General features: G+C 31.5%; 25 protein-coding genes and 1 other RNA gene. 11 read left to right on the plus strand and 15 right to left on the minus strand.

From position 1 onward, the window contains the following. Positions 1–35: 35 nt before the first annotated feature. From OS191_RS06115 to OS191_RS06145, 7 genes are all read right to left on the minus strand, one after another. Positions 36–449, minus strand: a complete 414-nt coding sequence (locus OS191_RS06115) for a DUF2752 domain-containing protein (protein ID WP_267154841.1) — start codon at positions 447–449, stop codon at positions 36–38. Beyond that, entirely contained in the window at positions 436–711 is a 276-nt protein-coding gene (locus tag OS191_RS06120; protein WP_267154842.1) for a CD225/dispanin family protein, read from the minus strand. Before OS191_RS06120 ends, OS191_RS06115 begins: the two co-directional genes overlap by 14 nt. Before the next feature lie 11 nt (positions 712–722). Further along, positions 723–1,064 (minus strand): CCC motif membrane protein, encoded by a 342-nt coding sequence (locus tag OS191_RS06125; RefSeq protein ID WP_267154843.1) that lies wholly within the window; start codon positions 1,062–1,064, stop codon positions 723–725. Between the two features lie 14 nt (positions 1,065–1,078). After that, positions 1,079–1,363, minus strand: a complete 285-nt coding sequence (locus tag OS191_RS06130; protein ID WP_267154844.1) for a DUF2752 domain-containing protein — start codon at positions 1,361–1,363, stop codon at positions 1,079–1,081. A gap of 48 nt (positions 1,364–1,411) precedes the next feature. Then, entirely contained in the window at positions 1,412–3,274 is a 1,863-nt protein-coding gene (locus OS191_RS06135; protein WP_267154845.1) for a DUF8693 domain-containing protein, read from the minus strand. 10 nt (positions 3,275–3,284) lie between these two features. Beyond that, on the minus strand, positions 3,285–3,626 hold the full coding sequence (locus tag OS191_RS06140; protein WP_267154846.1) for a hypothetical protein: 342 nt from the start codon (positions 3,624–3,626) through the stop codon (positions 3,285–3,287). A 90-nt stretch (positions 3,627–3,716) separates the two neighbouring features. Beyond that, the gene (locus OS191_RS06145) at positions 3,717–4,451 is read right to left on the minus strand and encodes a hypothetical protein (protein ID WP_267154847.1); all 735 of its coding nucleotides are present in this window, start codon (positions 4,449–4,451) and stop codon (positions 3,717–3,719) included. A gap of 110 nt (positions 4,452–4,561) precedes the next feature. Here OS191_RS06145 and OS191_RS06150 point away from each other — a divergent pair, with 110 nt between their 5' ends. Together OS191_RS06150 and OS191_RS06155 are read left to right on the plus strand one after the other, a co-directional pair. Beyond that, positions 4,562–4,771: a hypothetical protein gene (locus OS191_RS06150; protein WP_267154848.1), complete on the plus strand. Its 210-nt coding sequence runs from the start codon at positions 4,562–4,564 to the stop codon at positions 4,769–4,771. Further along, the gene (locus OS191_RS06155; RefSeq protein ID WP_267154849.1) at positions 4,764–5,324 is read left to right on the plus strand and encodes a DUF8465 domain-containing protein; all 561 of its coding nucleotides are present in this window, start codon (positions 4,764–4,766) and stop codon (positions 5,322–5,324) included. Before OS191_RS06150 ends, OS191_RS06155 begins: the two co-directional genes overlap by 8 nt. Here OS191_RS06155 and OS191_RS06160 read toward each other — a convergent pair. Continuing rightward, positions 5,321–6,262, minus strand: coding sequence for a hypothetical protein (locus OS191_RS06160; RefSeq protein WP_267154850.1), 942 nt, complete (start codon positions 6,260–6,262; stop codon positions 5,321–5,323). The two genes, OS191_RS06155 and OS191_RS06160, sit on opposite strands and share 4 nt — an antisense overlap. A gap of 223 nt (positions 6,263–6,485) precedes the next feature. Between OS191_RS06160 and OS191_RS06165 the strand changes: the two genes are divergently transcribed. Further along, on the plus strand, positions 6,486–7,634 hold the full coding sequence (locus OS191_RS06165; RefSeq protein WP_267154851.1) for a cysteine desulfurase family protein: 1,149 nt from the start codon (positions 6,486–6,488) through the stop codon (positions 7,632–7,634). A gap of 86 nt (positions 7,635–7,720) precedes the next feature. Here OS191_RS06165 and OS191_RS06170 read toward each other — a convergent pair whose 3' ends face one another. From OS191_RS06170 to OS191_RS06185, 4 genes are all read right to left on the minus strand, one after another. Continuing rightward, complete coding sequence (locus OS191_RS06170) at positions 7,721–8,218, minus strand: hypothetical protein (protein WP_267154852.1); 498 nt, start codon at positions 8,216–8,218, stop codon at positions 7,721–7,723. A gap of 118 nt (positions 8,219–8,336) precedes the next feature. Then, the gene (locus OS191_RS06175) at positions 8,337–8,711 is read right to left on the minus strand and encodes a hypothetical protein (RefSeq protein WP_267154853.1); all 375 of its coding nucleotides are present in this window, start codon (positions 8,709–8,711) and stop codon (positions 8,337–8,339) included. A gap of 106 nt (positions 8,712–8,817) precedes the next feature. Next, a complete protein-coding gene (locus tag OS191_RS06180) occupies positions 8,818–11,235 on the minus strand; it encodes a TonB-dependent receptor (RefSeq protein ID WP_267154854.1) in 2,418 nt (805 codons plus the stop codon). A gap of 54 nt (positions 11,236–11,289) precedes the next feature. After that, positions 11,290–12,981, minus strand: coding sequence for a M23 family metallopeptidase (locus OS191_RS06185; RefSeq protein ID WP_267154855.1), 1,692 nt, complete (start codon positions 12,979–12,981; stop codon positions 11,290–11,292). A gap of 174 nt (positions 12,982–13,155) precedes the next feature. Here OS191_RS06185 and OS191_RS06190 point away from each other — a divergent pair, with 174 nt between their 5' ends. The 4 genes from OS191_RS06190 (at position 13,156) to rny (ending at position 15,565) form a co-directional block, all read left to right on the plus strand. Continuing rightward, positions 13,156–13,446, plus strand: coding sequence for a coiled-coil domain-containing protein (locus OS191_RS06190; protein WP_267154856.1), 291 nt, complete (start codon positions 13,156–13,158; stop codon positions 13,444–13,446). Between the two features lie 17 nt (positions 13,447–13,463). Further along, positions 13,464–13,757, plus strand: coding sequence for a cell division protein ZapA (locus OS191_RS06195; RefSeq protein WP_267154857.1), 294 nt, complete (start codon positions 13,464–13,466; stop codon positions 13,755–13,757). Between the two features lie 52 nt (positions 13,758–13,809). Then, a non-coding RNA gene (gene ssrS / locus OS191_RS06200) (6S RNA) lies at positions 13,810–13,937 on the plus strand. Positions 13,938–13,990: 53 nt separating this feature from the next. Further along, complete coding sequence (gene rny, locus OS191_RS06205) at positions 13,991–15,565, plus strand: ribonuclease Y (RefSeq protein ID WP_267154858.1); 1,575 nt, start codon at positions 13,991–13,993, stop codon at positions 15,563–15,565. Between the two features lie 38 nt (positions 15,566–15,603). On the opposite strand, the gene OS191_RS06210 is transcribed toward rny, so the two are convergent. The 3 genes from OS191_RS06210 to xerD form a co-directional block, all read right to left on the minus strand. After that, positions 15,604–16,764 carry a sensor histidine kinase gene (locus tag OS191_RS06210; RefSeq protein ID WP_267154859.1) on the minus strand — a complete coding sequence of 387 codons (1,161 nt, stop codon included), beginning with the start codon at positions 16,762–16,764 and terminating at the stop codon, positions 15,604–15,606. A gap of 183 nt (positions 16,765–16,947) precedes the next feature. Further along, positions 16,948–18,132, minus strand: coding sequence for a sensor histidine kinase (locus OS191_RS06215; RefSeq protein ID WP_267154860.1), 1,185 nt, complete (start codon positions 18,130–18,132; stop codon positions 16,948–16,950). A 121-nt stretch (positions 18,133–18,253) separates the two neighbouring features. Next, on the minus strand, positions 18,254–19,150 hold the full coding sequence (gene xerD, locus OS191_RS06220; RefSeq protein ID WP_267154861.1) for a site-specific tyrosine recombinase XerD: 897 nt from the start codon (positions 19,148–19,150) through the stop codon (positions 18,254–18,256). A 227-nt stretch (positions 19,151–19,377) separates the two neighbouring features. On the opposite strand from xerD, the gene OS191_RS06225 reads away from it, so the two are divergent. From OS191_RS06225 to OS191_RS06240, 4 genes are all read left to right on the plus strand, one after another. Further along, the gene (locus OS191_RS06225; protein WP_267154862.1) at positions 19,378–19,887 is read left to right on the plus strand and encodes an outer membrane beta-barrel protein; all 510 of its coding nucleotides are present in this window, start codon (positions 19,378–19,380) and stop codon (positions 19,885–19,887) included. Positions 19,888–20,054: 167 nt separating this feature from the next. After that, positions 20,055–20,642 (plus strand): hypothetical protein, encoded by a 588-nt coding sequence (locus OS191_RS06230; RefSeq protein ID WP_267154863.1) that lies wholly within the window; start codon positions 20,055–20,057, stop codon positions 20,640–20,642. 131 nt (positions 20,643–20,773) lie between these two features. Beyond that, positions 20,774–21,307, plus strand: a complete 534-nt coding sequence (locus OS191_RS06235; RefSeq protein ID WP_267154864.1) for an outer membrane beta-barrel protein — start codon at positions 20,774–20,776, stop codon at positions 21,305–21,307. 110 nt (positions 21,308–21,417) lie between these two features. Continuing rightward, positions 21,418–22,074 carry a porin family protein gene (locus tag OS191_RS06240; protein WP_267154865.1) on the plus strand — a complete coding sequence of 219 codons (657 nt, stop codon included), beginning with the start codon at positions 21,418–21,420 and terminating at the stop codon, positions 22,072–22,074. The last annotated feature ends 63 nt before the right edge of the window (positions 22,075–22,137 follow it).

Below are 22,137 nucleotides of genomic sequence, written 5' to 3' on the forward strand. Positions count from 1 at the left end.
CGATTACTTTTAGTAAAGGATAGTCGCTTTCTTATTTATGGAGCTAAAGTATTAAACGGATAAAAAGGAATATTTCTCAATATCCAAAAGAATATAACAAGTATTAAAATAAATTTTGTTGCCATGGGTTTATGAAGGATGTTTTTAGTGTTTTTGTTAAACTGCTCCTGAGAGATATAAACATAAAGTTGATAGCCCAAAACAAGAACCAAAAAACCTATTAAATAATTATATTTTAAACCAGCCATTATCTGTCCATGTAGTATTTGATGTATGGCTCTTTGCGAGCCACATCCTGGACAATATAAATTTGTAGCGCTATAAAATAAGCATTTAGGAAAAATGATGTTATTCGCTGGGTTCCAAAAATAGAAAAGCGTTATAACACCAATTCCGGCTAGTAATGCCAGAAAAAAAAGAAGCTTTTTATGCTTACTAACCAGCTTCACTTAGTAAAGCTCCAAACATGGCAAGACCAAAGATTAGTATGTATATTAGCCAACCCAAAAGCGCTACAGCTATGGAAACTATACCCCAGGTTTTGGCGTTTTTTGATGCACTTATAGCTTGTTCGTATTTACCATCTTCAAATAGACTATTCACTTTTGTAGCATAAATAATACTTACAATTCCAAAAGGAAGACAACATAAAATAGTACTGATAATAGCTAAGGCTAAATAACTATTAGGTCTAGTTGGTTTGATATCCATATTATATAAAATTAAACTTGTTGCATTTTTTGAAATTCTTGTAATTTTTCTTGTAACATTTCAGGGTCTTGTAAAGCTTCCCAGCCAATCATACTAATAATCCAAAAAACATAAGCCAAAAAGATTATATTTAAAACAATCCCTATTATGGCAAGTATTTTACCCGTTTTCACATTGTTGTAACCTGTGTATAGCTCTGGGTTTTCAGCGTAAATTTTAGTCGATTTATTAGCTAAAACCAAGGCAACAATACCAATAGGTAAACCTAAAACACCATAGCAACAGCAGGTTACGATTGATAAGATACCTAATACTAAAATAAGTGTCGCGTTTTGTAAGGGATGTTTTTCCATGAGATTTGAATCTATTAATGTGTTATTTTAAATATATAACTACCAACAATAATAAGGACATTTAAAAAAATAAGCCCCATTTTAAGTTGATAATCGTATTTAAATTTTTTATAAAAATTATAGATAAGAAATATTCCAAGTAGTATAAGCGTGTAAATGGCAGGATACATTATAAGAGCAGCCGTAAAATCACCTTTAATAAGAAACATGAAAGCTCTTTGAAAACCACAGCCTAAACAATCAACTCCAAAAAGTTGTTTGTTTAGGCATGGTAACATAAAATCTTCAATGGAAGACATGGCTATATCTTTAAATTCTATGTTTTAAAGATATAAAAATATCCAGATTTATTTATTTGAAACAATAATCTTTTTACTGATCACTTGATTGTCGGCAAAAGTAACATTAGCAATATAAACTCCTTGACTTAAATTTTTTGTTGAAAAACTATAGGTTGCTTCTTTATTTAAGTTTCTTTCATCGAAAATTTGTTTTCCAGAAACATCATACAATCTGACTTGTTTAATTTCTAAAAGTTTTGGATTAGAGATGGTTAATACTGCTAAATGATTGTTTTGATACATATTTATATCTTCAGCAGTAATAACTTGGTCTATGTTTAATGCTTCAGACGTAAAGGTTATTTCAAATCGGTCTGTGTAGTTACCTTGAGGTAAGTTTATTTCATAGTCTTGTTGTCTTAAATCAACATATAATCCAGCTTCAATATCATGAATAAAAACAGGTTGACTTTCATCAAAATTTTGCACATCAAAAATTCTAAATCTTATGGGTTGATTGTTTTTTGCTTCAACCACTAAAGGAATTCGTAATTCCATATCGTAATTAAAGGCTTGTATGAGATATGGTACATTGTCTAAAATCCAATAGGCATCGGAATTTTCAGAAAATTTCGTTTTAGCTTCCAGGCCATAATCAAATCCATCTGTTGCTGTATGATGGAAGTTCATTAATAATTGTCTGGTGTAAAATTCACCTTGTGAAAAGTCCACATTAATTCTAAAGCGTTTAAAATCTGCAGGAACAATGTTTAAGCCATCTTCTGTGTATTCGGTTTCCTCAATAGTGTCTTCTGTACCACTTGAATCTACTGTTCTAAAAAACTCACTATTTGTACCAGATTGTTTATAGAATTCTCTTTGGTTATTGGTAAATGTTACAACACCAGTTGCAGCTCCTTCAATAAAAAAACCTTGTCCTACCGGAATATATCTGTAGGCAATTTTAGAGCCTGTTCCAGTAGGGAAATTTGTTGGAGTTCCATCTAATAAGTATGTTGTAAAAGGAGCATGGGTGAAAGAGTCAACCCCTCCCGCAGAAATTGTGTATAAAGCATATCCACCTATATAACTGGAGAGTACATGAGATGTAGAACTAAGAGCATCTTGCTCCCAATATTTTAAAACACCAGTAGTAAAGGCAAGACTATAGTCGGCTAAAATTCCTGTATTCAGTGGGTCATGAATAAAATCACGAGCATCCAAAGCAGAAGGATATGGATTTCCCACCAAAGTTTCTCGATTAATATTTACTGTTGCAGTAATAGTTCCATTATTAGGTCTGCCTCTAAAGTCATATTTTTGTGCACCACTTGGGTTTCCTTTCATAGTAAAACCATAACCAGAATCTAAGGTCCCATTAGGATCGCCTCCAACAGGTAAACTACCACCACCTAATCCTATCCAATCTTCATAAGGATTAGTTGTAGAAGGTAAACCAATATAGGTGTATAACCAATAGCTAGCAATTAGAGATGTTGTTCCATTGTAACCAGCTATAAAACCAAAAGGTGTACTTGTAATAGGAGCAGCAGTTTCACGATAAAAATTATTGCTAGGCATAAAAGTAGTATTACCAGCTACCCCATTGTTTTGACCAACAGGAGATCCCCAGTAATTGTACATATAGGTGTTAGAGTTACCGGTTTGATGTACACTCAATCTACCGGTTCCAGAATTACCAACATCGTTTCCTTGTAAAAGGTGTGCTTCATTACGTAAATAGAGATTACTATTTGTACCAGCTAACTCAATGCCATTGGTTACATATAAGGGAGCATTTGTGCCACTAGAAAAGGCAGTGCCATCTACGTAAACGTAAATATTAGCGTTGTTGCTTACATATAAATCTGTTTGAGCAAACAATAAACTACAAGTAGCAAAGAATATTAATGTAATTATTAATTTCATTTTTTTAATTTTACTTATTAGTAATAGACTTTTTAGATTTTGGTTTAGCCAAGTACTCTTCCTTTGTAAAAACATCTTGATTTTCTAAAAAAATAGTTTTAAGTTTTTTGACGTTTTTTTGTTTAGATTGCAAGTTGTTATTGCTAACTGTGCTTTTTACTAATTTTGGTTTAGTATAATATTCTTCAGCATCATAGATCTTTTGGTTTTCTAAATAAATAATTTTTTTAGAATCGTGCTCTTTATTATATAATGAATAGATTGCTTTAGTTGTCTTTTTTTCCTTCTTAGGTAATAAAACATACTCATCATAAGAAAATGTTTGTAAGTTTTCTAAAGTTATTCTATTCATTTCAATTCTGTTATTTTGTTCTTGAGAATAAGATAAGTAACAGGATAAGAAAATGCACATACAAAAATATTTCATCATAATTTCATTGAATTAATTTCTAACACTTATAACAAAATCCATATTAATGTAGTCTGTAGACCAAGCACTATTCACTAATACAAATCTTACCTGACCCGTTCTTGCTTCTACGTGATGAATTGTTATGTCTTCCCATGGTTGTGTCCCTACACTCCAATCCCCTAATAAATTAACACTTACGATGGAAGTAGAAGTACAAGCAGGAATATTATAGGTTAAGTTGTATATTGTACTTGCTTCAAAATCACTTGGAGCAGTGTAATATCTTGTTTCATCTGAAAGTTTGTTTTGTAATATCCATCTGCTTTGAGCATTACTATACATTAAAGTAACAGAAGAATACCTCCCAGTTAACTCTAGGTTTCTTTCACTTGGAACAAGGATTCTGTTATTTGCCAAGCCACCATTATTGTGTCTTAATATCATTGAAGCATTTGTAGTGTTTTGCAATGTAATTACCTGTCCATCTGATGCTGTAATCGGTATTATACTATTAACACTAAATGAAGTAGTTGGGCCTACAATTCTATAATTAGAATAAGGAGTTAATCCTAAGTTAATATTATTGTTATTTCCATTTACTAAAGTTAATGTTCCTCCGTCTCTATAAGAAACAGCACCGTCCACATCTAAAGTTGTGGTTGGACTAGTCGTTCCAATCCCGACCTGAGCCGTGGCACTAAAAGAAAATAGTAAAATGGTTATAAATAAGATTTGGAACTTGGTAAAAAAGTCATTTTTTTTCATATTTTTCACTTTTAATTAGTCATAGAGTTTAGTTAAAGTAATTATAATTTTAGATAATAATTATATGCTAATGCTATATTCGTTAAACCGTTAAGAATCATCGATATAAAATGAATTATTCGAAATATTTAAATTATTTACTCATTATAATAGGCTGTATTGTTGCTATTTATGCGCAAGCCGGAGAAGAGCAAGACGTGGTTATTTTAATTCTAGGAATCGTCATCTTAATGTTTGGATTGTTTCGTATTTCTAGTGGTATTCCCAGTAAAAGAGATACAGATCAAGACCAACAAATAAAACAAGAGGAAGATGTTTAAAGTAGGGAATAAGGTGTCTGTTTTAGATGAGGATTTAACGGGGTTTATTGTGAAAATAGTTGGAGATACCATAACAGTGGAAGATGTCCATGGTTTTGAAATGGATTTTAATAAAAAGGAGTTGGTTCTTATTAAAAATAAGTCCGATTTAAAATCAAAATCTTTTGTAGATGTTTCATTTAATGAGGTTCTAAGTGAAAAAGAGGAGCAAAAACGAAAACCTTCTGTAAGAAAGAAAGTTAAAGAGCGTTTCGAGCCTACAATGGAAGTGGATTTACATATTCATCAATTAACAGATAAATCTGGAAGAATGAGTAATCACGATATGTTAACTTTGCAACTTGATACCGCTAGGAAGCAGTTGGAATTTGCTATTAGAAATCGTATTCAGAAAGTGGTTTTTATCCATGGCGTAGGAGAAGGGGTTCTAAGAATAGAATTGGAATACCTATTTGGGAGATATAATAATGTAAAATTCTATGATGCCAACTACCAAAAATATGGCTTGGGAGCTACCGAAGTTTATATTTTTCAAAATGTTGCTACAGATTAAAATTCAGGCGTTACAGCTCTTGATCCAGTAGTTCTAGCATTTTGTAATAATCCAAAATCGAACGTACTCTGATTTAAAGTTGGAAATGAAATGTTTTCAACAATTACAGACACTTCAAACGTTTGAATAATGGTATGAACTCTATAAGCCGTTGCCGGAACCGTGGTTGCAACATCAGGATTTAAATAGTCTGCTATATTTGGGTTGGTAAAATCGTTTGCAGGGTTTTGATCTTGATTAACATTTTCTTCGTCTATGGTTAAAACGCCATCGCCATCATCGTCTGTATCCAGGTAATTTGGAATGCCATCTCCATCTGTATCTTGTGGATCTGTTAATGGATTATCATCGTCATCGTCGTTATCATAATCAATCAGCTCTGTACTTGTTAGTACGTTGTCTCCATCGTCATCTGGATCTAAAAAATTAGGAATGCCATCACCATCTGTATCATCATCATAATAATCGCCATTTCCATTTAAATCTTCCATTTCTGCAGGAATCCCATCATTGTCATCTTCTATTAAAGTTGTATAAATGGTAAAAGAACCATCCGAACTAGATAAATCTTCTATAATTTCTAGGTTGGAAGGAGGCACATCGTTACAAAATAAGTTATCTGAAAGGCTGTTATAACTTCTATAGTTAAATAAATTGGAAGATCCATCTATGGTTCCTAGGATTTCTGAATTTACAAGTTCAACCAGAAAAGGATTCGTTTCATTTGGTTCTACTTCAAAAATATCATCTAAAGTAATTGCAGGCGAACTAATTTGCAAGGAAATAGTTTCGGCAGGACTGTCTTTCACATTAAAAAATACTAATTCGCCACAAGCTTCAAAAGTGTCGTCGAAATCCAATTGTACTAAAAAAACATCTCCATCATCGCAAGAAGATATTAAAAATATAATTGATAAAAAGGTTAATAATTTTCGCATGGCATTCATAGATTTTACAACAAAAATAAAAGATTTGGTAAATATACAACGTGGCTTCTTGCAAATAATTTTAATTGCCTTATTTTTGCCACTTAATTAATGTAAAAATACGTTTTTAAAGCATTTACACTAACTTTTTAGTATTAGAATACTCATTATATATATTCTATGAATATACTAACAAAAGAAAGTACGATAAATTAAAAACATTAAAAACATATACATGAAACCTGTTTATTTTGATAGTGCTGCAACCACACAAGTAAGACCTGAAGTAATAAAAACCATGCAAGATGTTTTAGAACATCAATATGGAAATCCTTCTTCGACACACGCTTTTGGTAGAGCCTCAAAATCGATTATTGAAACGACTAGAAAACTTATAGCAAAAGAACTTAATGCATCTCCACAGGAAATTATTTTTACTTCGGGTGGAACAGAAGCAGATAACATGATTTTACGCTGTGCTGTTAGAGATGCCAATGTTACTACCATTATTACGTCTACCATTGAGCATCATGCCGTTTTACATACGGTTGAAGAATTACGAAACGAATATGATGTTACTGTTGAATATGTGAAGCTTCAGGATTGTGGCACACCAGATTACCAAGATTTAGAACGCTTATTAACGGCAAACGACGAAAGAAAACTGGTTAGTTTAATGCACGTTAATAATGAGGTAGGAAATTTATTAGATATTAATATGGTATCTGCACTTTGCAAAGCGAATAATGCTTTGTTTCATAGCGATACGGTCCAGTCTATTGGTCATTATAAATGGGATGTTAAAGAAACACCAATCGATTTTTTAACAGCAGCAGCTCATAAGTTTCATGGACCAAAAGGAATTGGGTTTGCTTATATTAGAAAAAACAACACCTTAAAACCACTTATTTTTGGAGGTTCTCAAGAGCGAGGCTTTAGGGCTGGAACAGAATCGGTTCATAATATTAAAGGTTTGGAAACTGCTTTTGTTTTAGCTTATGAACATTTAGAGGAAGAGCGAACGTACGTGGAGGGTTTAAAAGATTATTTTAAAGCTGAAATTAAAAAAGCCATTCCAGAAATTAAATTTAATGGAAATTGTTCTGATAATTCAAAAAGTACTTATACGTTGTTGAATGTTTGCTTACCAATGTCTGCTGAAAAAGCTTTAACGCTTCAGTTTCAATTGGATCTAAAAGGAATTGCTTGTTCAAAAGGGAGTGCTTGCCAAAGTGGAAGTGGAAAAGGGTCTCATGTATTAGAACATATTTTAAGTGAAGAAGACCAACAGAAACCTTCTATAAGATTTTCTTTTTGCAAATATAATAACAAAGAAGAAATAGATTATATTATTGAAGTTTTAAAAGAATTTGTTGAGAAATAACCTCATCTAAAAAATAAAGTTTTTAAATAAAAAACCTTCAGAGTTTACTAATCTGAAGGTTTTTTTTGTTGCAATATAATTAACACTTATGCTGCATGTGCTTTTTTAATAAGTCTGCTTTTAATTTTTGAATTCCATTTTTCAAGTAGCGCTATTTCGTTGCTCATTTGAAAATTAACATCTATGTTATAAAATTCTAAAACGTCTTTTGCTTTTGTTTTATAAGTAATAAGCAAATCTATTTTGTCTGTTTCAGTATTATATGTGGTTTTGTTTTTAACAGGTCTAAGTACTTTAACTATTTCGCAAGATTCCACTTGACTTAGATCTACAATAGTGATGTTGTGTTCTGCATCAATTATTTTTGAATAAATAAGCTTGTTTGCAGCTTCGTCTATGGCTATGGTATAATAAGTACCCCAAGAGTCTAATTCGCTAATATTTAAATTATTGTTTTTAGCTTCTAATACAAAGCCTTTTTTTGATTTCTTTTTCTGATTTTTTTGCGATTTTTGAATTAAGAAAAGAGGGATTAATATAATAAGTACTATTGCAATTCCTATAAATGTGCTATATGATTCCATGAGTTTATTTTTTATTTTTTATAAATTGAGTTTTTGCCGTAATACATAGATTAAACGACGTAGGACAGCTAATAATCTTCAAGAAAATTAGATGTGTGAATAAATAAGAAATAAGCTCTTATGAAAAGGTATGAAAAGGATAGAGTAGTGCATCAATATCCAAACTAGGTTGGATGTTAATACTTTTGAAAAGATATTGGTTATCCTTAGTTAAGGTATAAGTTTCAGCATGTTTAAAAAGCTGAAAATATGCTTTAAAATAGGTTGCTTGAACATTAGAAACATTTTGGCTAACTACCTCTCCAAGAGGTTCTAAATTAGGAAATATAGATATTTCTGGAGTTTTAGAGTCTGAAAGATTGACAGTTACATCATGATGCTGTTCTTGATTAAAAACAGTATCTACTATGAAATGTTGCATAGAAATACTGATGCTTAAACTATAAGCAAAAAGCAGGCTTAAAGCCATTATATTTCTAATTGTTTGTTTCATGTTTTATTTAAACATCAAAATTCATATTAAATATAAATCAAGGATGTTTTGTACATACAAATGTATACATGTTATTAATTCAATTTTAAAAAAGAATGTTAAATTATTAAAACTTCATTGTTGTCCTTACATTGAACACACGTGGCGTTAAGTAATTAGGAATGGCGTATTGTCTCTTGCTGTACACATCTCTAACCCAGGTGTTTGTTATGGAGTTTTGCGCGTTGAAAATGTTGAAAATTTCAAAACCAATAGATAAATATTTAAATGGCTTTCTCCAACCCATGTGAGTTTCGTTTAAATCTACAATAACATATTGCAAACCAATATCTGCACGTTTATAATCTGGTAAACGGTTTTGATATTCATAAGGATCTGAATAACTTGGAGAACCCCCAGGAAGCCCTGTATTATAAACTAAATTTAAATACATTTTCATTTTTGGTAAGCTAGGCACATAATCTTGAAAAAGCGCAGCAAATTTTAAACGTTGGTCTGTTGGTCTAGCAATGTAGCCTCTGTCGTCAATGTTTTCTTGGGTTTTTAAATATCCAAAACTAAACCAAGATTCTGTTCCTGGTACAAATTCGCCATTTAACCTTAAATCTAGTCCATAAGCATAAGCTGTGGCATTATTAGCAGCTGCATAACGAATACGTACGTTCTCTAAAGTATATGGATTAACATCTGTCAACTTCTTATAATAAGCTTCAGTTGTTAATTTAAAAGGTCTTTCCCACATTTTAAAGCTGTAATCATTTCCTAGTACCACTTGAAAGGATTTTTGAGCCTTCACATCTGGATTTACAGTTCCTGAATAATCTCGTAATTCTCTGTAAAAAGGAGGTTGGTAATACATCCCACCACCAATTCTAAAAAGCATGTCCTTTTCCCAATTAGGTTTAATAGCAAATTGCGCTCTAGGACTAAAAACTATTTGCGATGTTTTTTCAATACCATCACCACTCACGGTCCAACTATGTGTTCTTACTCCAGCGTTAAACCAAACATCGTTATCTCCCAGAGAGGTGCGTTTGCTCCATTGCAAGTATCCTTGTAATCTTTGAATAGTTGTATGGTTCTTAGCTCTTACATTTTGGAATGCCGTTAAAGGACCTTCGTATGGCGTATAGGGTTGGTTGTTAAAAGCATCTATATTTGGTGGGTTGATTGAAAACCCAGCAGAATCTATGACTTCCCATTCAACCAAACGGTCTCTAATATCTTCGTTGGTGTATTTTATAGACCATTCAAAATCATTATCGTCTAAAGTGTATTTTCCGTTATGCTCAATATTTGTAATTAAAGCATCTAAATCGTTTCTCCCATGATTTAATTGTCCTCCAATACCTTCGCTAAATTCTACTTCACCTAAATCTTCATCACCAATATTGGTGTTTACTTCTCCTAATCGGTACTGTGCTAAGATGTCAAAATACTCTTCTTCAGTTGTATGATATGTAGACGCAATAAAGTTAAGAGTGACGTTGTCGTTTAATAAATATGTTGCTTTTAAAGCTCCAAAAAGAGTTTGATATTGATCTTTTTCCTGACCTTCATAAAACACGAGCAAGGCTAAGGGGTTTTCTAAAGTTCCAAAGTTAGTTTGTCTGGTTTTAGGTTGGTAATTGTACTTGTTTAAAGAAGCGTTTCCTAAAAAGCTTAAGCTAAATTTATCTGAAAAATTATAGTTTATTTGGGTTTGAACATCGGCAAATGTTGGGTCGTAATTGGTTTCTGTTTCTTGTGCATTTACAAGTAAACTATTATTTCTATAACGAATTCCAATAATTCCAGAAAGTTTAGAATCTTTACTTATGGCTTCTACAGCTAAACTTCCACCTAATAGACTTAAATCGGCACTAACACCAAAATCATAAGGTTTTCTATAAGTAATGTCTAAAACGGAAGCTAGTTTATCGCCGTATTTTGCTTGAAAACCACCAGCAGAAAAATCGACATTTTGAACCAAATCGGTATTCACAAAACTCAAACCCTCTTGTTGTCCAGAACGAACTAAAAATGGTCTGTAAATTTCTATGCCATTCACATAAACTAAATTTTCGTCGTAATTTCCACCTCTTACGGAATATTGTGTGCTTAATTCGTTATTACTGCTAACTCCTGGAAGTGTTTTTAATAAATTTTCAACTCCAGCATTGGCACCAGGGATTTGTCTAATAGTTTCTGGTTCTAAAGTAATAATGCCTTCAACCTCTTTTCTTTGTTTACCTGAAATTACAACCGTTGAAATTTGTTCAACGGAAGTTTTCATCATGGGATGAAATTCAAATTCTTCGCCATTTTTTAAATTAAAAGTAGCAATAATACTTTTAAAGGTAATATGTGAAAATACGACTGTTACTTCTTGATCTGAAGGTATTTTTAAGATAAAAAAACCGTTGTTATTAGTGACAGTTCCTTTATCTCCAGCTTTAATATTAACATTTGCAATGGGATTGTTGGCGTCGTCTAAAATAACACCTTTAAGTGTTCCTGATTGTGAAAACCCTAAAAAGGACATCGAAAAAAGGAAAAAACAAACGAGATAATTTTTTATTTTCAAAAGCTTAATTATTTATTTTCTGTAAAATGTCGTTTCAAAAGTAGAATTATTTCCAACATTATCGGTAACAATCACTTTTAAATTATTTTTTGTTTCTGTAATAATGTTGTCGTTAAAATCGTGAACTAAGGTTTTTGTTTTATAATCGTACTCCATTAAAATCCACTTTCCATTAACAGTTGCACGATAGTTTGAAATACCAGAACCTTTGTCTTCAATTTTTAATTTTAAAAAACGATATTTACTTAACCATTGCCCATCTTTAAAATTTATGGCGCGTATGGTTGGCTCCACAGTATCTGTTACCAATGCATAAGTTCCTAAATCGTCTGTTATGGTGTAAATAAGGTTTTTTTCTTTAATGGTGTTAGAATACCAAGGATATTTTTTATAACCAACAAGTCTTGCAATATAGAGTTTTTCAGCATCTTGCGGGCTATAGTTGCTAATGTCGTAAGTAATTTTGAAATGTTTTTTTACAGGAATAATGTCCTTATGCAGTATGATGGTATCGTTTGATACAGAAAAATCCATGTAAAAATCATCATAAAAGGTATCTGGGTAAAATTCCACCGAAATATTCTTGTGTAAGAGCTCGTTAGTTTTGTCTGCATGAATAAAATATGAAGAAACAAAAGAGTCTTTTAATTTAAAATCTTGTTCCTTTTTACCTTCAATATTTATGGTTAGCCAAGCGGTATTGTCTTTAAAATCTTTTACAGCCACTTTATATACTGAAGCCGTGCTATCTTCCACTTTAATAAAGCCTTGATTGTCTGATTCGTTATATAAGCTTAGCGGATTATGAGGCTCTATAAAAAGCTTTTGAAGTCTTTCTTTTTTGGTTTTGTAATGTTCATAATCAATAAACCGATTTAAGTGTCGAGTTTCATCAAACGAGAAACGATTAAAATGGATGTCTATTTTTTTATTGCCATTAAAAAATGACTGAATGTTGTATACCCCGTTATTGTTGTATGCCAAATCCTGCCTGTCTGTAGATTCTATAGCAAAACCAATGGTTCCATAAGCTTGAATGTTTTCAACCGTATAATCGCCATTTGGAAGTGAAATTAATCGTAACTTTTGTTTTTCAGTAGATTTGTTGACATAGGAATTATTATCCATAGGATAGGCATAAACCTCTTTAATTACGGGTAACGTAGTATCTTTTATATCATATCCAAAAAGCAGTGGATTGATAGGCCTTTCATTATTATCTCTTATTTCAAAATGAAGATGTGGTCCACCAGAACCACCAGTATTTCCACTAAAGCCAATGACCTCTCCTTTTTCTAAAATTATATCTTCTGTTTTAGGAAATACTTCAACCTCAAAAGATTCTTTTTCGTACTGGATTTTTTTAATATAAGCTTCTATTTCTGGTGAAAATCTTTGCAAATGTGCATACACAGTAGTGTAGCCGTTTGGATGCTTAATATATATTGCTTTTCCATAGCCAAAATGAGAGATTTTTATACGACTTACATAACCACTTGCTGCTGCATAAACTTTTAAACCTTCGCGTTGTTGGGTTTTTAAATCCAATCCAGAGTGGAAATGGTTGGAACGCAGTTCGGCAAAAGAACCAGATAGCACTAAAGTAACATCTAGGGGATTACCAAAGTAATCTTTAGGATAATAATCTTGTGCAAAACTACTAACACAAATAAAAAAAAGTAAAATGTTTAAGCTAATTTTCATATAAATTATAATTACTGCTAAATTATCAAATTGAACGGTATCTACAAAAGATATATTGCATGCTGTTTTGCTATAATATCAAGCAATTACAACATTTTATAAATTTTATGTAAAAACAATTGTAATTTATACGAAGGTATCTTAACTTTGTCTAATAAGTATTGCAAATTGTAAATGAGTAAAATTGAAGAAATTGTTGACGCTCTTGAAGTAAAAGTAGGTCAAGTTTTACAAGAATTAGAGACTGTAAAGCAAACCAACTTAAAGCTGGAAAAAGAGTTGCAAATTTCTAAACAAGAGTTTCTTAACCAACAACAAATAATAGTTTCTTGGGAAGAAAAATACGAAGCACTCAAAATTGCAAATACAATGCTTGGTAGTGACGAAAATAAAAGAGAAACAAAGCTTAAAATAAACACATTAATTAGGGAGATTGATCATTGTATTGCGCAATTATCCGATTAATGTAACATCAAGATTCAATGTCAGATAAGCTTAAAATAAAGCTATCCATAGCTAATAGGGTATATCCTTTAACCATTTTGCCCAGCCAGGAAGAAGGATTGCGTAAAGCAGCTAAAAACATTGAAGCTATGATTAATCAATTTGAGCAAAGTTATTCTGTGAGAGATAAGCAAGATGTATTAGCCATGTGCGCTTTACAGTTTGCATCTCAAGTAGAACAAAAATCAATAGATACAGAAAATGTAAGTGAGCATGTTGAAGAAAAACTAACAGCTTTAAACAATATGTTACAACTGCATTTAAACTCTTAACGTTCTTTAAAATAAATAAGGTTACTGCCTACATTAGTTAATTTTTTGGAAAACTCAACATTACTTCTTTAAAAAGGGTGAGTTTAGACTGTAAAAGCGAGCTGCTAGTGCTGATTTATTTCAGTATCTCGAGCAGATTTTTGATCAGTCTGTTAGCCCTAAACTTGTTTTAAGGAGTTTAGATCAAAACAACAACTAGTGTAGGCTTTTTTTATATATACAAATAAACTAACATGGACAACTCAATTATATTAACTATAGGTGGTGTATTGCTAGGAATCATTATAGGTTTCATTATAGCAAAAGCCTTAGAAAAAAATAATGCTTCAAAACTTATAAAAGGTGCTAAAAAATCGGCAGCAGCCATTCTTAAGGAAGCCAATAATGAAGGTGAAAGCCTTAAAAAAGATAAAATACTTCAGGCAAAAGAGAAATTTATTGAATTAAAATCTGAACATGAAAAAGTTATCACCTCTCGTGATAAAAAAATGGCAGATGCCGAAAAACGTATTAGAGACAAAGAATCTCAGGTTTCTAGCGAATTATCTAAAAACGCTAAACTTAATCAAAGTCTTGAGGATAAAGTAAAAGATTACAATCACAAAGTCGAAGTTCTAGACAAAAAACAAGTAGAAATAGATAGATTGCATAAAAGTCAGATAGAGCAATTAGAGGTTATTTCTAGTCTATCGGCCGAAGAAGCTAAAGCACAATTAGTAGAATCGTTAAAAGGTGAAGCTAAAAGTGATGCTATGTCATACATTCAAAATACTTTAGAAGAAGCTAAACTGACCGCGCAACAAGAAGCGAAAAAAGTTATTATTAATACCATACAACGTATTGGAACGGAAGAAGCAGTAGATAACTGTGTGTCTGTCTTCAATATAGAATCAGACGATGTGAAAGGTCGTATTATTGGTAGAGAAGGTAGAAATATTCGCGCTATTGAAGCAGCAACAGGGGTTGAAATTATTGTAGACGATACGCCTGAAGCTATTATTTTATCCTGTTTCGATTCCGTTAGACGTGAGATTGCAAGACTTTCATTACATAAATTAGTTACTGATGGTCGAATCCATCCAGCTAGAATTGAAGAAGTTGTTAAAAAGACAACCAAACAAATTGAGCAAGAAATCATTGAAGTAGGAAAGCGTACCATTATCGATTTAGGAATCCATAATCTACATCCAGAGCTTATTAAAGTTGTGGGTAGAATGAAATATCGTTCTTCTTACGGACAAAATTTATTACAACACTCTAGAGAAGTTGCAAAACTTTGTGGTGTTATGGCTGCAGAATTAGGCTTAAACCCTAAATTGGCTAAACGTGCTGGATTGTTACACGATATAGGTAAAGTGCCGGATGCCGAAGCTGATATGGAAACTCCTCACGCAATCCTTGGAATGCAATGGGCAGAAAAATATGGTGAAAAAGAAGATGTATGTAATGCCATTGGAGCGCATCATGACGAGATTGAAATGACCTCTCTTTTATCTCCAATTGTACAAGTATGTGATGCTATTTCAGGAGCAAGACCTGGAGCAAGACGTCAGGTTTTAGATAGTTATATACAAAGATTAAAAGATCTTGAAGATATTGCCTTTGGATTTGGAGGTGTTAAAAAAGCGTATGCAATTCAAGCGGGTAGAGAATTAAGAGTTATTGTGGAAAGCGAAAAGGTTTCCGATCAAAATGCCTCTGATTTATCGTTCAGTATCTCACAAAAAATCCAAACAGATATGACTTATCCTGGACAAGTTAAGGTAACTGTTATTAGAGAAACAAGAGCCGTTAATATTGCGAAGTAGTAGGATTTTAAAAAATAAATAATGAAAAAAACCAGCTTTTATGCTGGTTTTCTTTTTGTATCCATAGTTATGGTAAATGTGGTGCCTACGTTAACAATACTCTTTACTGTAATATTCCCTCCTAAGGTTTCTATTTGAGTTTTTGTAAGATATAGTCCAACACCTTCTGCATTTTCATTACCATGAAACGTTCTGTACAATCCAAAAATATCTTTCCCGTGTTTTTCTAAATCAATACCTATTCCATTATCTGTAACGGTTATCATTAATAGACCATCATCAAAAATGTGGGAATCTATAGATATTATTGGGGTTCTTTGGGGATGTGAATATTTTAAAGCATTGGTTGCTAGATTTTGTATTATGCTTTCTAAATAGGCAGAATTAGCATAAATGGTAATGTTTTTATTTATATTATTATTGATAACAGCCTGCTTTTCCTGAATTTCTAGATCTAAAATTTTAATGGTGTCTTCAATTTGATTGTATATGTTTAAATGACTTCGTTCAATCTTTTTCATGGATTGTTTTAATACAATTTCATTTAAACTCGAAATGGTTTTGCTTAATGATTTGGATACTGTTTTTAAATGATCTATTAATTCATTTTTTTCCAAATCATTTTCAGCTTCATCATAAAATTGAAGTAAACTTTCAAAATTTCCAGCGTATTCTTTTAGGTTATGAGTAACTATATGTGCAAAATTTGTAAGTTTTTGATTTTGATTAGTAATAATATCTAAATTATTAATTAAAACCTTCTCATTTTCCTTACTTTCAGTAATATCAGTTAAAGTGCCTATGCCTCTTTTGGGGTTTCCAGAAGCATCACGTTCAATAATTTTGCCACAATCTAAAAACCATTTATAGCTGCCATCCTTACATAATAAACGATGTTCACTTTTATATAGGGGAGTTTGTTTATCAATATGCTTAGTAAGTCGTTCTTTTAGTGAAGGAAAATCTTCTGGATGAACCCGATTATTCCAGTGGTCTTCAGATAAATCTTCAAAATCTGAGTAACCTAAATTGTACTTGGCCAACTTAGAATAATAAACTTTATCCGAAATGGCATCCCATTCCCAAACACCAATATTAGAATTATCTAAAACAAATTGATATTTAAAGGACTCCAAAAGTGAGTTTTGTTTCTCCGGTTCCTTTAACGGTGCGCTTTTTAAGTTTATGTTACGTTTCATAGGTTAAATAGACTTGGGGTAAATTTCTATTTGGGTTTATAAAAATACAAATAAATCGATAAAACGCACAAAAAAACGATAAAATAATTAATTTCTTGGATTAAAGGTCTTGAGTCTGTTCTAGAAATTAGTCTATATCTATAGGTAAATAGTAAGTTTCAAACTCTAGACTATATATCTATATTAAGCATTTACTTTGGAAGGGATAGAACTTTTTTTGTTGGGTATGTTTATGGTAAAAGTAGTACCAATATTTACCTGACTTTCAACTTCTATAGATCCGCCATAAGCTTCAATTTGATTCTTTATTAAATACAAACCAACACCTTCTGCATTTTGGTTCTTGTGAAACGTTTTATACAATCCAAAAATGGAGTCTCCAAATTTTTCTAAATCAATTCCAATACCATTATCAGATATTACTATTTTTATATTTTCCGAATCAATCATGCTGTCCACAAAAATTTCAGGATGTCTATCTGGATGTTTATATTTTATAGCATTTGTTAAAAGATTTTGTATGATACTTTCTATATAACAAGGGTTATAATAAATATATAATTTTTCGTTGATATTATTTTTCACAACGGCATGGTTTTCACTAATTACCATTTTAAGCACATGTAATATATTATCCACTTCTTTTGCTAAGTAAACTTTTTCAATATTGGCTGTTTTATTGTTTTGCACCGAAACGATTTCATTTAAATTAGCAATAGTTTTGGTTAGTGATTCTGAAAGAGTTTTAAGGTATTTTACAGTATCTTCTTTCTCAAAATTAGATTCAGCTTCGTCATAAAAATCTAATAAACTTTCAAAATTAGCAGCATGCTGTTTGAGATTATGAGTTACAATATGAGCGAAATTTTTAAGCTGATTATTTTGTTTGGATATAATGTTAAGCGTGTTGGATATTTTTATTCTGCTTTCTACTTGCTTGGTAATATCTACATGCGTTCCAATAAAACGAATTGGAATGCCATGAGCATCTCTTTCTATAATTTGTCCTTTGTCTAAAATCCATTTATATGTGCCATCCTTGCACAATACACGATGCTCGTTAACATACATAGGTTTTAACCCATTGATGTGGTCTTGGTAATCTTGAAAATAATTAGCTCTATCCTCAGGATGTACTTTGTCATTCCAATCGTTAAGATTATCTCCAAAATGCTTATCATTTTCATAGCCGATAATTCGTTTAGAGGCTTCAGAAAAATAGACTTTATTGTGTAAAGCATTAAACTCCCAGACTCCAACGTTTGTTATTTCGACCGCTACTTGCCATTTTCTTTTTTCTGAAAAACTGTCGGAATTATTATTATTATTATTATTATTATTGGGGAAATTCAAACTTGTAAAATCCATAGCATCTTCTTTTTTTAGTTTTACAAAACCTCCTCAATAAGAATATAAAAACGAGGAGTCATACAACTAAAGGTAATTAATAATCAGCTATTTATAAAATGAAATTTAAAAAAAAATATTTTTATTTTCTTGGGTGGAAGGCGTGAAGCACGTTTTTTAAATGACTTTTATCTACGTGCATATAAATTTCTGTGGTGGTAATACTTTCATGGCCTAACATAAGTTGTATCGTTCTTAAATCAGCTCCATTCTCTAATAAATGGGTGGCAAAGGAGTGTCTAAACGTATGAGGAGAAATAGTTTTGTTTAAGTTTATTTTTTCGGCTAACTGTTTGATTATAGTAAAAATCATGGCTCTAGTTAGCTGTTTGCCTCTTCTATTTAAAAACAACGTGTCTTCATGACCTTTTTGGATGGATAAATGATTCCGTACCTCGTTTTTATAACAATTGATATATTTTTGAGCCGAATTGACAATAGGAACAAAACGTTGTTTATCTCCTTTTCCAGTAACCTTTATAAAACCTTCATCAAAAAATAAATCAGAAATTTGAAGACTTGTCAATTCGCTTACACGTAAACCACAACTATATAAAGTTTCTAAAATGGCCCGATTGCGTTCACCTTCAGGTTTACTTAAGTCTATTGCCTCAATTAGGCTATTTATATCATCTATGGAAAGGGTGTCTGGTAATTTTCTACCAATTTTAGGAGATTCTATTAACTCTAGTGGATTGTCTGTTCTATAATCTTCAAAAATAAGGTAGTTAAAAAAACTCCGTAATCCAGAAATCATTCGTGCTTGGGTTCTAGCATTAACCAACTTAGCAAGATCATAAATAAACTGTTGTATGGTATCTTTTGAAATTGAAATGGGTGTAACGTTTATATGATTTGTCTCCAAAAACAGCATTAGTTTCTCCACATCTAAACCATAACTAGCAATCGAGTTACTAGATAAGCCTCGTTCTATTTTTAAATAAAGCTTATAATCTTTTAAAGCATGTTCCCATTTCATTAGTACAAATGTAAATTAAAAAGCATTCTAAAGATGGTGTTTTAGTATTAAAACAAATTTCATTGATGCTTTTTGTTAATAACTTTAATTTTTAAAGTGTTATAAAACAATTGTTTAATATTTATTGTTAAATAAATTGTTAATAAAATATAATTTTTTGTTCATAAATAGAAAAAAAAGTATTTAGTTTGTGATATCAATTTAAAAACTTTAAAACTTAAAGAATTATGAAAAAATTATTTTTAACGGCTGCTATAGCAATTTTTGGATTTTCATTTATGAATGCTCAAGGAGGTTTCAAAGTAGGAGCAAATTTTGCACTGCCAGTAGGTGATGCAGGAGATGTATCTTCATTCAGTATTGGTTTGGATGCAGCTTATTTTGTAGAAGTTTCAGAACAATTTCTAGTTGGTGGAGCTACTGGGTTTACAAATGCTTTTGGTAAAACAGAAACCCTTAGTGCATTTGGCTACTCATTTGATGTTGATTATGATGATGTTCAATTTTTACCTGTGGCTGCTGCAGCACGTTTTTTAGCAACTGAAAAATTTTATGTTGGAGCTGATTTAGGATATGCCATTGGAATTAGCGACGGTAACGATGGAGGATTTTACTATCGTCCAAGAGTTGGTTACAACTTTACAGACATGATAGGAGCTAATTTTTCATATACTGGAATTAGTTTAGATGGAGGAGATTGGTCAACTATTGGATTAGGAGTTGAATTTTCTTTCTAAGACATGCTCTTTAGATTAATAAATTCAAGGATTTCGAAATCCTAAAATATTCTTAAAACCGAAGTTATTTGCTTCGGTTTTTTTTATGTCTTTTTTTTATTTAAAAGAATATTATAACTATATTTAATTTAAATTAATCAAATTAATCATTAACTAATCAGGTAATTATGAAAAAAATATTATTATGTGCTGCCATAGCAGTATTCGGATTTACGCAAACAAAAGCCCAGGATGACTTTGTAGAAAAGGCCAAAAATGGAGGTTTTTACGTTGGAGCTAATATAGGATTACCCTTAAGTACAGCAAGCGATATTGCTGCTTTTAATTTTGGCTTTGATGGCGCTTATTTATTTGAGGTTATAGATAACCTTGAAGTAGGAGGCTTGCTTGGTTATACACATTTTTTAGCAGATGGAAACTACACCTATTACAATTGGGATGACGAATATTATTTTGCAAGAGATTACAAAGACGCCTCTTTTATTCCAATAGCCGCTTCTGCAAGATATTATTTTGCAGACCATAAGTTTTTTGGAGGCTTGGATTTAGGAGTTGCAGTTAATGTATCCGGAGACGCTAAATCTGGGTTTTATGCCAGACCTAAATTTGGATTCGATTTAGGAGTTGTTGCCTTAATAGCATCTTTCCAAAGTATTTCTGGTGGTGTAGATTATGACGACGAGTATTATGGCAGCACATATGTGTCTAGTAGTGGCTTCACTTCTTTCAATTTTGGAGTTGAATTTGGATTCTAATCCATACTTTATAAATAATAAATAAAAAAACCGAAGTTCAGCTTCGGTTTTTTTGTTAACATGAGATTAGTATTCTTTAAAATGTTTTAAATTTATTTAATATATTTATTCAAACTAAAAAACCAAAAAACATGAAAAAACAACTTATATCACTTTTAATAGCATGTATGTTTAGTGCTTTTACTTATGCGCAATCGGGTTTTAATATTGGAGGAAGTATTGGTTTTCCTTATGAAAATTATGATGGTTACGATTTTTCCTTTGCCTTTTCAGTAGATGCTAATTATTTATTCGAAGTCAATCAACAATTTAACTTAGGATTGGCTACGGGTTATGGACAGGCATTTGGAGACAGTTATTATGTAGGACCTATTTATGGAAATTTTGATACTCCAGACTTTCAATACGTTCCTGTAGCTGCTGCAGCACGTTTTAATGTAAACAGACGCTTGGTTTTTGGAGCGGATATAGGTTATGCCATTTCTGTTACAAGTGCTAAAGACAACTTTAATAATAAGTATTATGATGGAGGTTTTTACTGGAGACCTATGTTTGGATTTAATCTAAACGAAAACTTTCAATTAAATTTCAATTATATAGGAATTAGTGACAATTACTTTTATTACTCGGCATTTAATTTAGGGTTTACTGTTAATATCAATTAGTTGTACATATTTTAAAGAATTAGGAGCTTTCTTGCTTTTTTAATAGTTCGGAATTAAGAAAAAATGTATATTTGGCGACAATTAAAAATAATTAAAACCTTAAATTTATTATGAAAAAAGTATTACTTATCGCTGCTGTAGCAGTATTTGGATTATCGAATGTAAACGCACAGGAAGTTAGTTTTGGGCCTAAAGCAGGTGTTAACTTTGCTACTCTAACAGGTGATGTTGAAGATAACGATTTAAAAGTTGGGTTCCATATTGGTGGAGCTTTAGAACTAATGTTCACTGAGAAAATGGGACTTCAAGCTGAATTGTTATATTCTTTACAAGGTACCAAAGATTCATATTCTTCAACAGAGACTATTGGAGGTGTGACTTATACTGAAGAAGAAGAAACTAAATTAAATTTAAGCTATATCAATATTCCTGTATCTTTTAAATATTATGTAACTAACGGTTTTAGTGTTGAAGCTGGACCTCAAGTTGGTATTTTAGCTTCTGCTAAAGCTGATTATGAATATACAGAACGAGTTCAAGGTGGAGGTTTTGATGAGACTTACTCTGAATCTGGTGACGAAGACGTTAAAGACATGATTAGTTCAATTGACTTCGGATTAAACTTTGGTCTTGGATACAAGTTAGATAACGGTTTAAATTTTAGCGCTCGTTATAACCTAGGCTTAACTAATGTACTTGATGTAGATGGAGTAGATGATAAATGGAATAATGGTGTTATCCAACTTTCTGCTGGATTCATGTTCTAAAAAAACATTTATATTATAATATATAAGAAAACCGAAGCAATTTTGCTTCGGTTTTCTTTTTAT

This window comes from Xanthomarina sp. F2636L, from assembly GCF_026410195.1.
GTDB lineage: Bacteria > Bacteroidota > Bacteroidia > Flavobacteriales > Flavobacteriaceae > Xanthomarina.

Coding starts and splice junctions, on each gene's coding strand:
- OS191_RS06120 (WP_267154842.1), bottom strand. CDS start 711: ATGGATATCAAACCAACTAGACCTAATAGTTATTTAGCCTTAGCTATT.
- OS191_RS06125 (WP_267154843.1), bottom strand. CDS start 1,064: ATGGAAAAACATCCCTTACAAAACGCGACACTTATTTTAGTATTAGGT.
- OS191_RS06130 (WP_267154844.1), bottom strand. CDS start 1,363: ATGTCTTCCATTGAAGATTTTATGTTACCATGCCTAAACAAACAACTT.
- OS191_RS06135 (WP_267154845.1), bottom strand. CDS start 3,274: ATGAAATTAATAATTACATTAATATTCTTTGCTACTTGTAGTTTATTG.
- OS191_RS06140 (WP_267154846.1), bottom strand. CDS start 3,626: ATGAATAGAATAACTTTAGAAAACTTACAAACATTTTCTTATGATGAG.
- OS191_RS06145 (WP_267154847.1), bottom strand. CDS start 4,451: ATGAAAAAAAATGACTTTTTTACCAAGTTCCAAATCTTATTTATAACC.
- OS191_RS06150 (WP_267154848.1), top strand. CDS start 4,562: ATGAATTATTCGAAATATTTAAATTATTTACTCATTATAATAGGCTGT.
- OS191_RS06155 (WP_267154849.1), top strand. CDS start 4,764: ATGTTTAAAGTAGGGAATAAGGTGTCTGTTTTAGATGAGGATTTAACG.
- OS191_RS06160 (WP_267154850.1), bottom strand. CDS start 6,262: ATGCGAAAATTATTAACCTTTTTATCAATTATATTTTTAATATCTTCT.
- OS191_RS06165 (WP_267154851.1), top strand. CDS start 6,486: ATGAAACCTGTTTATTTTGATAGTGCTGCAACCACACAAGTAAGACCT.
- OS191_RS06170 (WP_267154852.1), bottom strand. CDS start 8,218: ATGGAATCATATAGCACATTTATAGGAATTGCAATAGTACTTATTATA.
- OS191_RS06175 (WP_267154853.1), bottom strand. CDS start 8,711: ATGAAACAAACAATTAGAAATATAATGGCTTTAAGCCTGCTTTTTGCT.
- OS191_RS06180 (WP_267154854.1), bottom strand. CDS start 11,235: ATGTCCTTTTTAGGGTTTTCACAATCAGGAACACTTAAAGGTGTTATT.
- OS191_RS06185 (WP_267154855.1), bottom strand. CDS start 12,981: ATGAAAATTAGCTTAAACATTTTACTTTTTTTTATTTGTGTTAGTAGT.
- OS191_RS06190 (WP_267154856.1), top strand. CDS start 13,156: ATGAGTAAAATTGAAGAAATTGTTGACGCTCTTGAAGTAAAAGTAGGT.
- OS191_RS06195 (WP_267154857.1), top strand. CDS start 13,464: ATGTCAGATAAGCTTAAAATAAAGCTATCCATAGCTAATAGGGTATAT.
- rny (WP_267154858.1), top strand. CDS start 13,991: ATGGACAACTCAATTATATTAACTATAGGTGGTGTATTGCTAGGAATC.
- OS191_RS06210 (WP_267154859.1), bottom strand. CDS start 16,764: ATGAAACGTAACATAAACTTAAAAAGCGCACCGTTAAAGGAACCGGAG.
- OS191_RS06215 (WP_267154860.1), bottom strand. CDS start 18,132: ATGGATTTTACAAGTTTGAATTTCCCCAATAATAATAATAATAATAAT.
- xerD (WP_267154861.1), bottom strand. CDS start 19,150: ATGAAATGGGAACATGCTTTAAAAGATTATAAGCTTTATTTAAAAATA.
- OS191_RS06225 (WP_267154862.1), top strand. CDS start 19,378: ATGAAAAAATTATTTTTAACGGCTGCTATAGCAATTTTTGGATTTTCA.
- OS191_RS06230 (WP_267154863.1), top strand. CDS start 20,055: ATGAAAAAAATATTATTATGTGCTGCCATAGCAGTATTCGGATTTACG.
- OS191_RS06235 (WP_267154864.1), top strand. CDS start 20,774: ATGAAAAAACAACTTATATCACTTTTAATAGCATGTATGTTTAGTGCT.
- OS191_RS06240 (WP_267154865.1), top strand. CDS start 21,418: ATGAAAAAAGTATTACTTATCGCTGCTGTAGCAGTATTTGGATTATCG.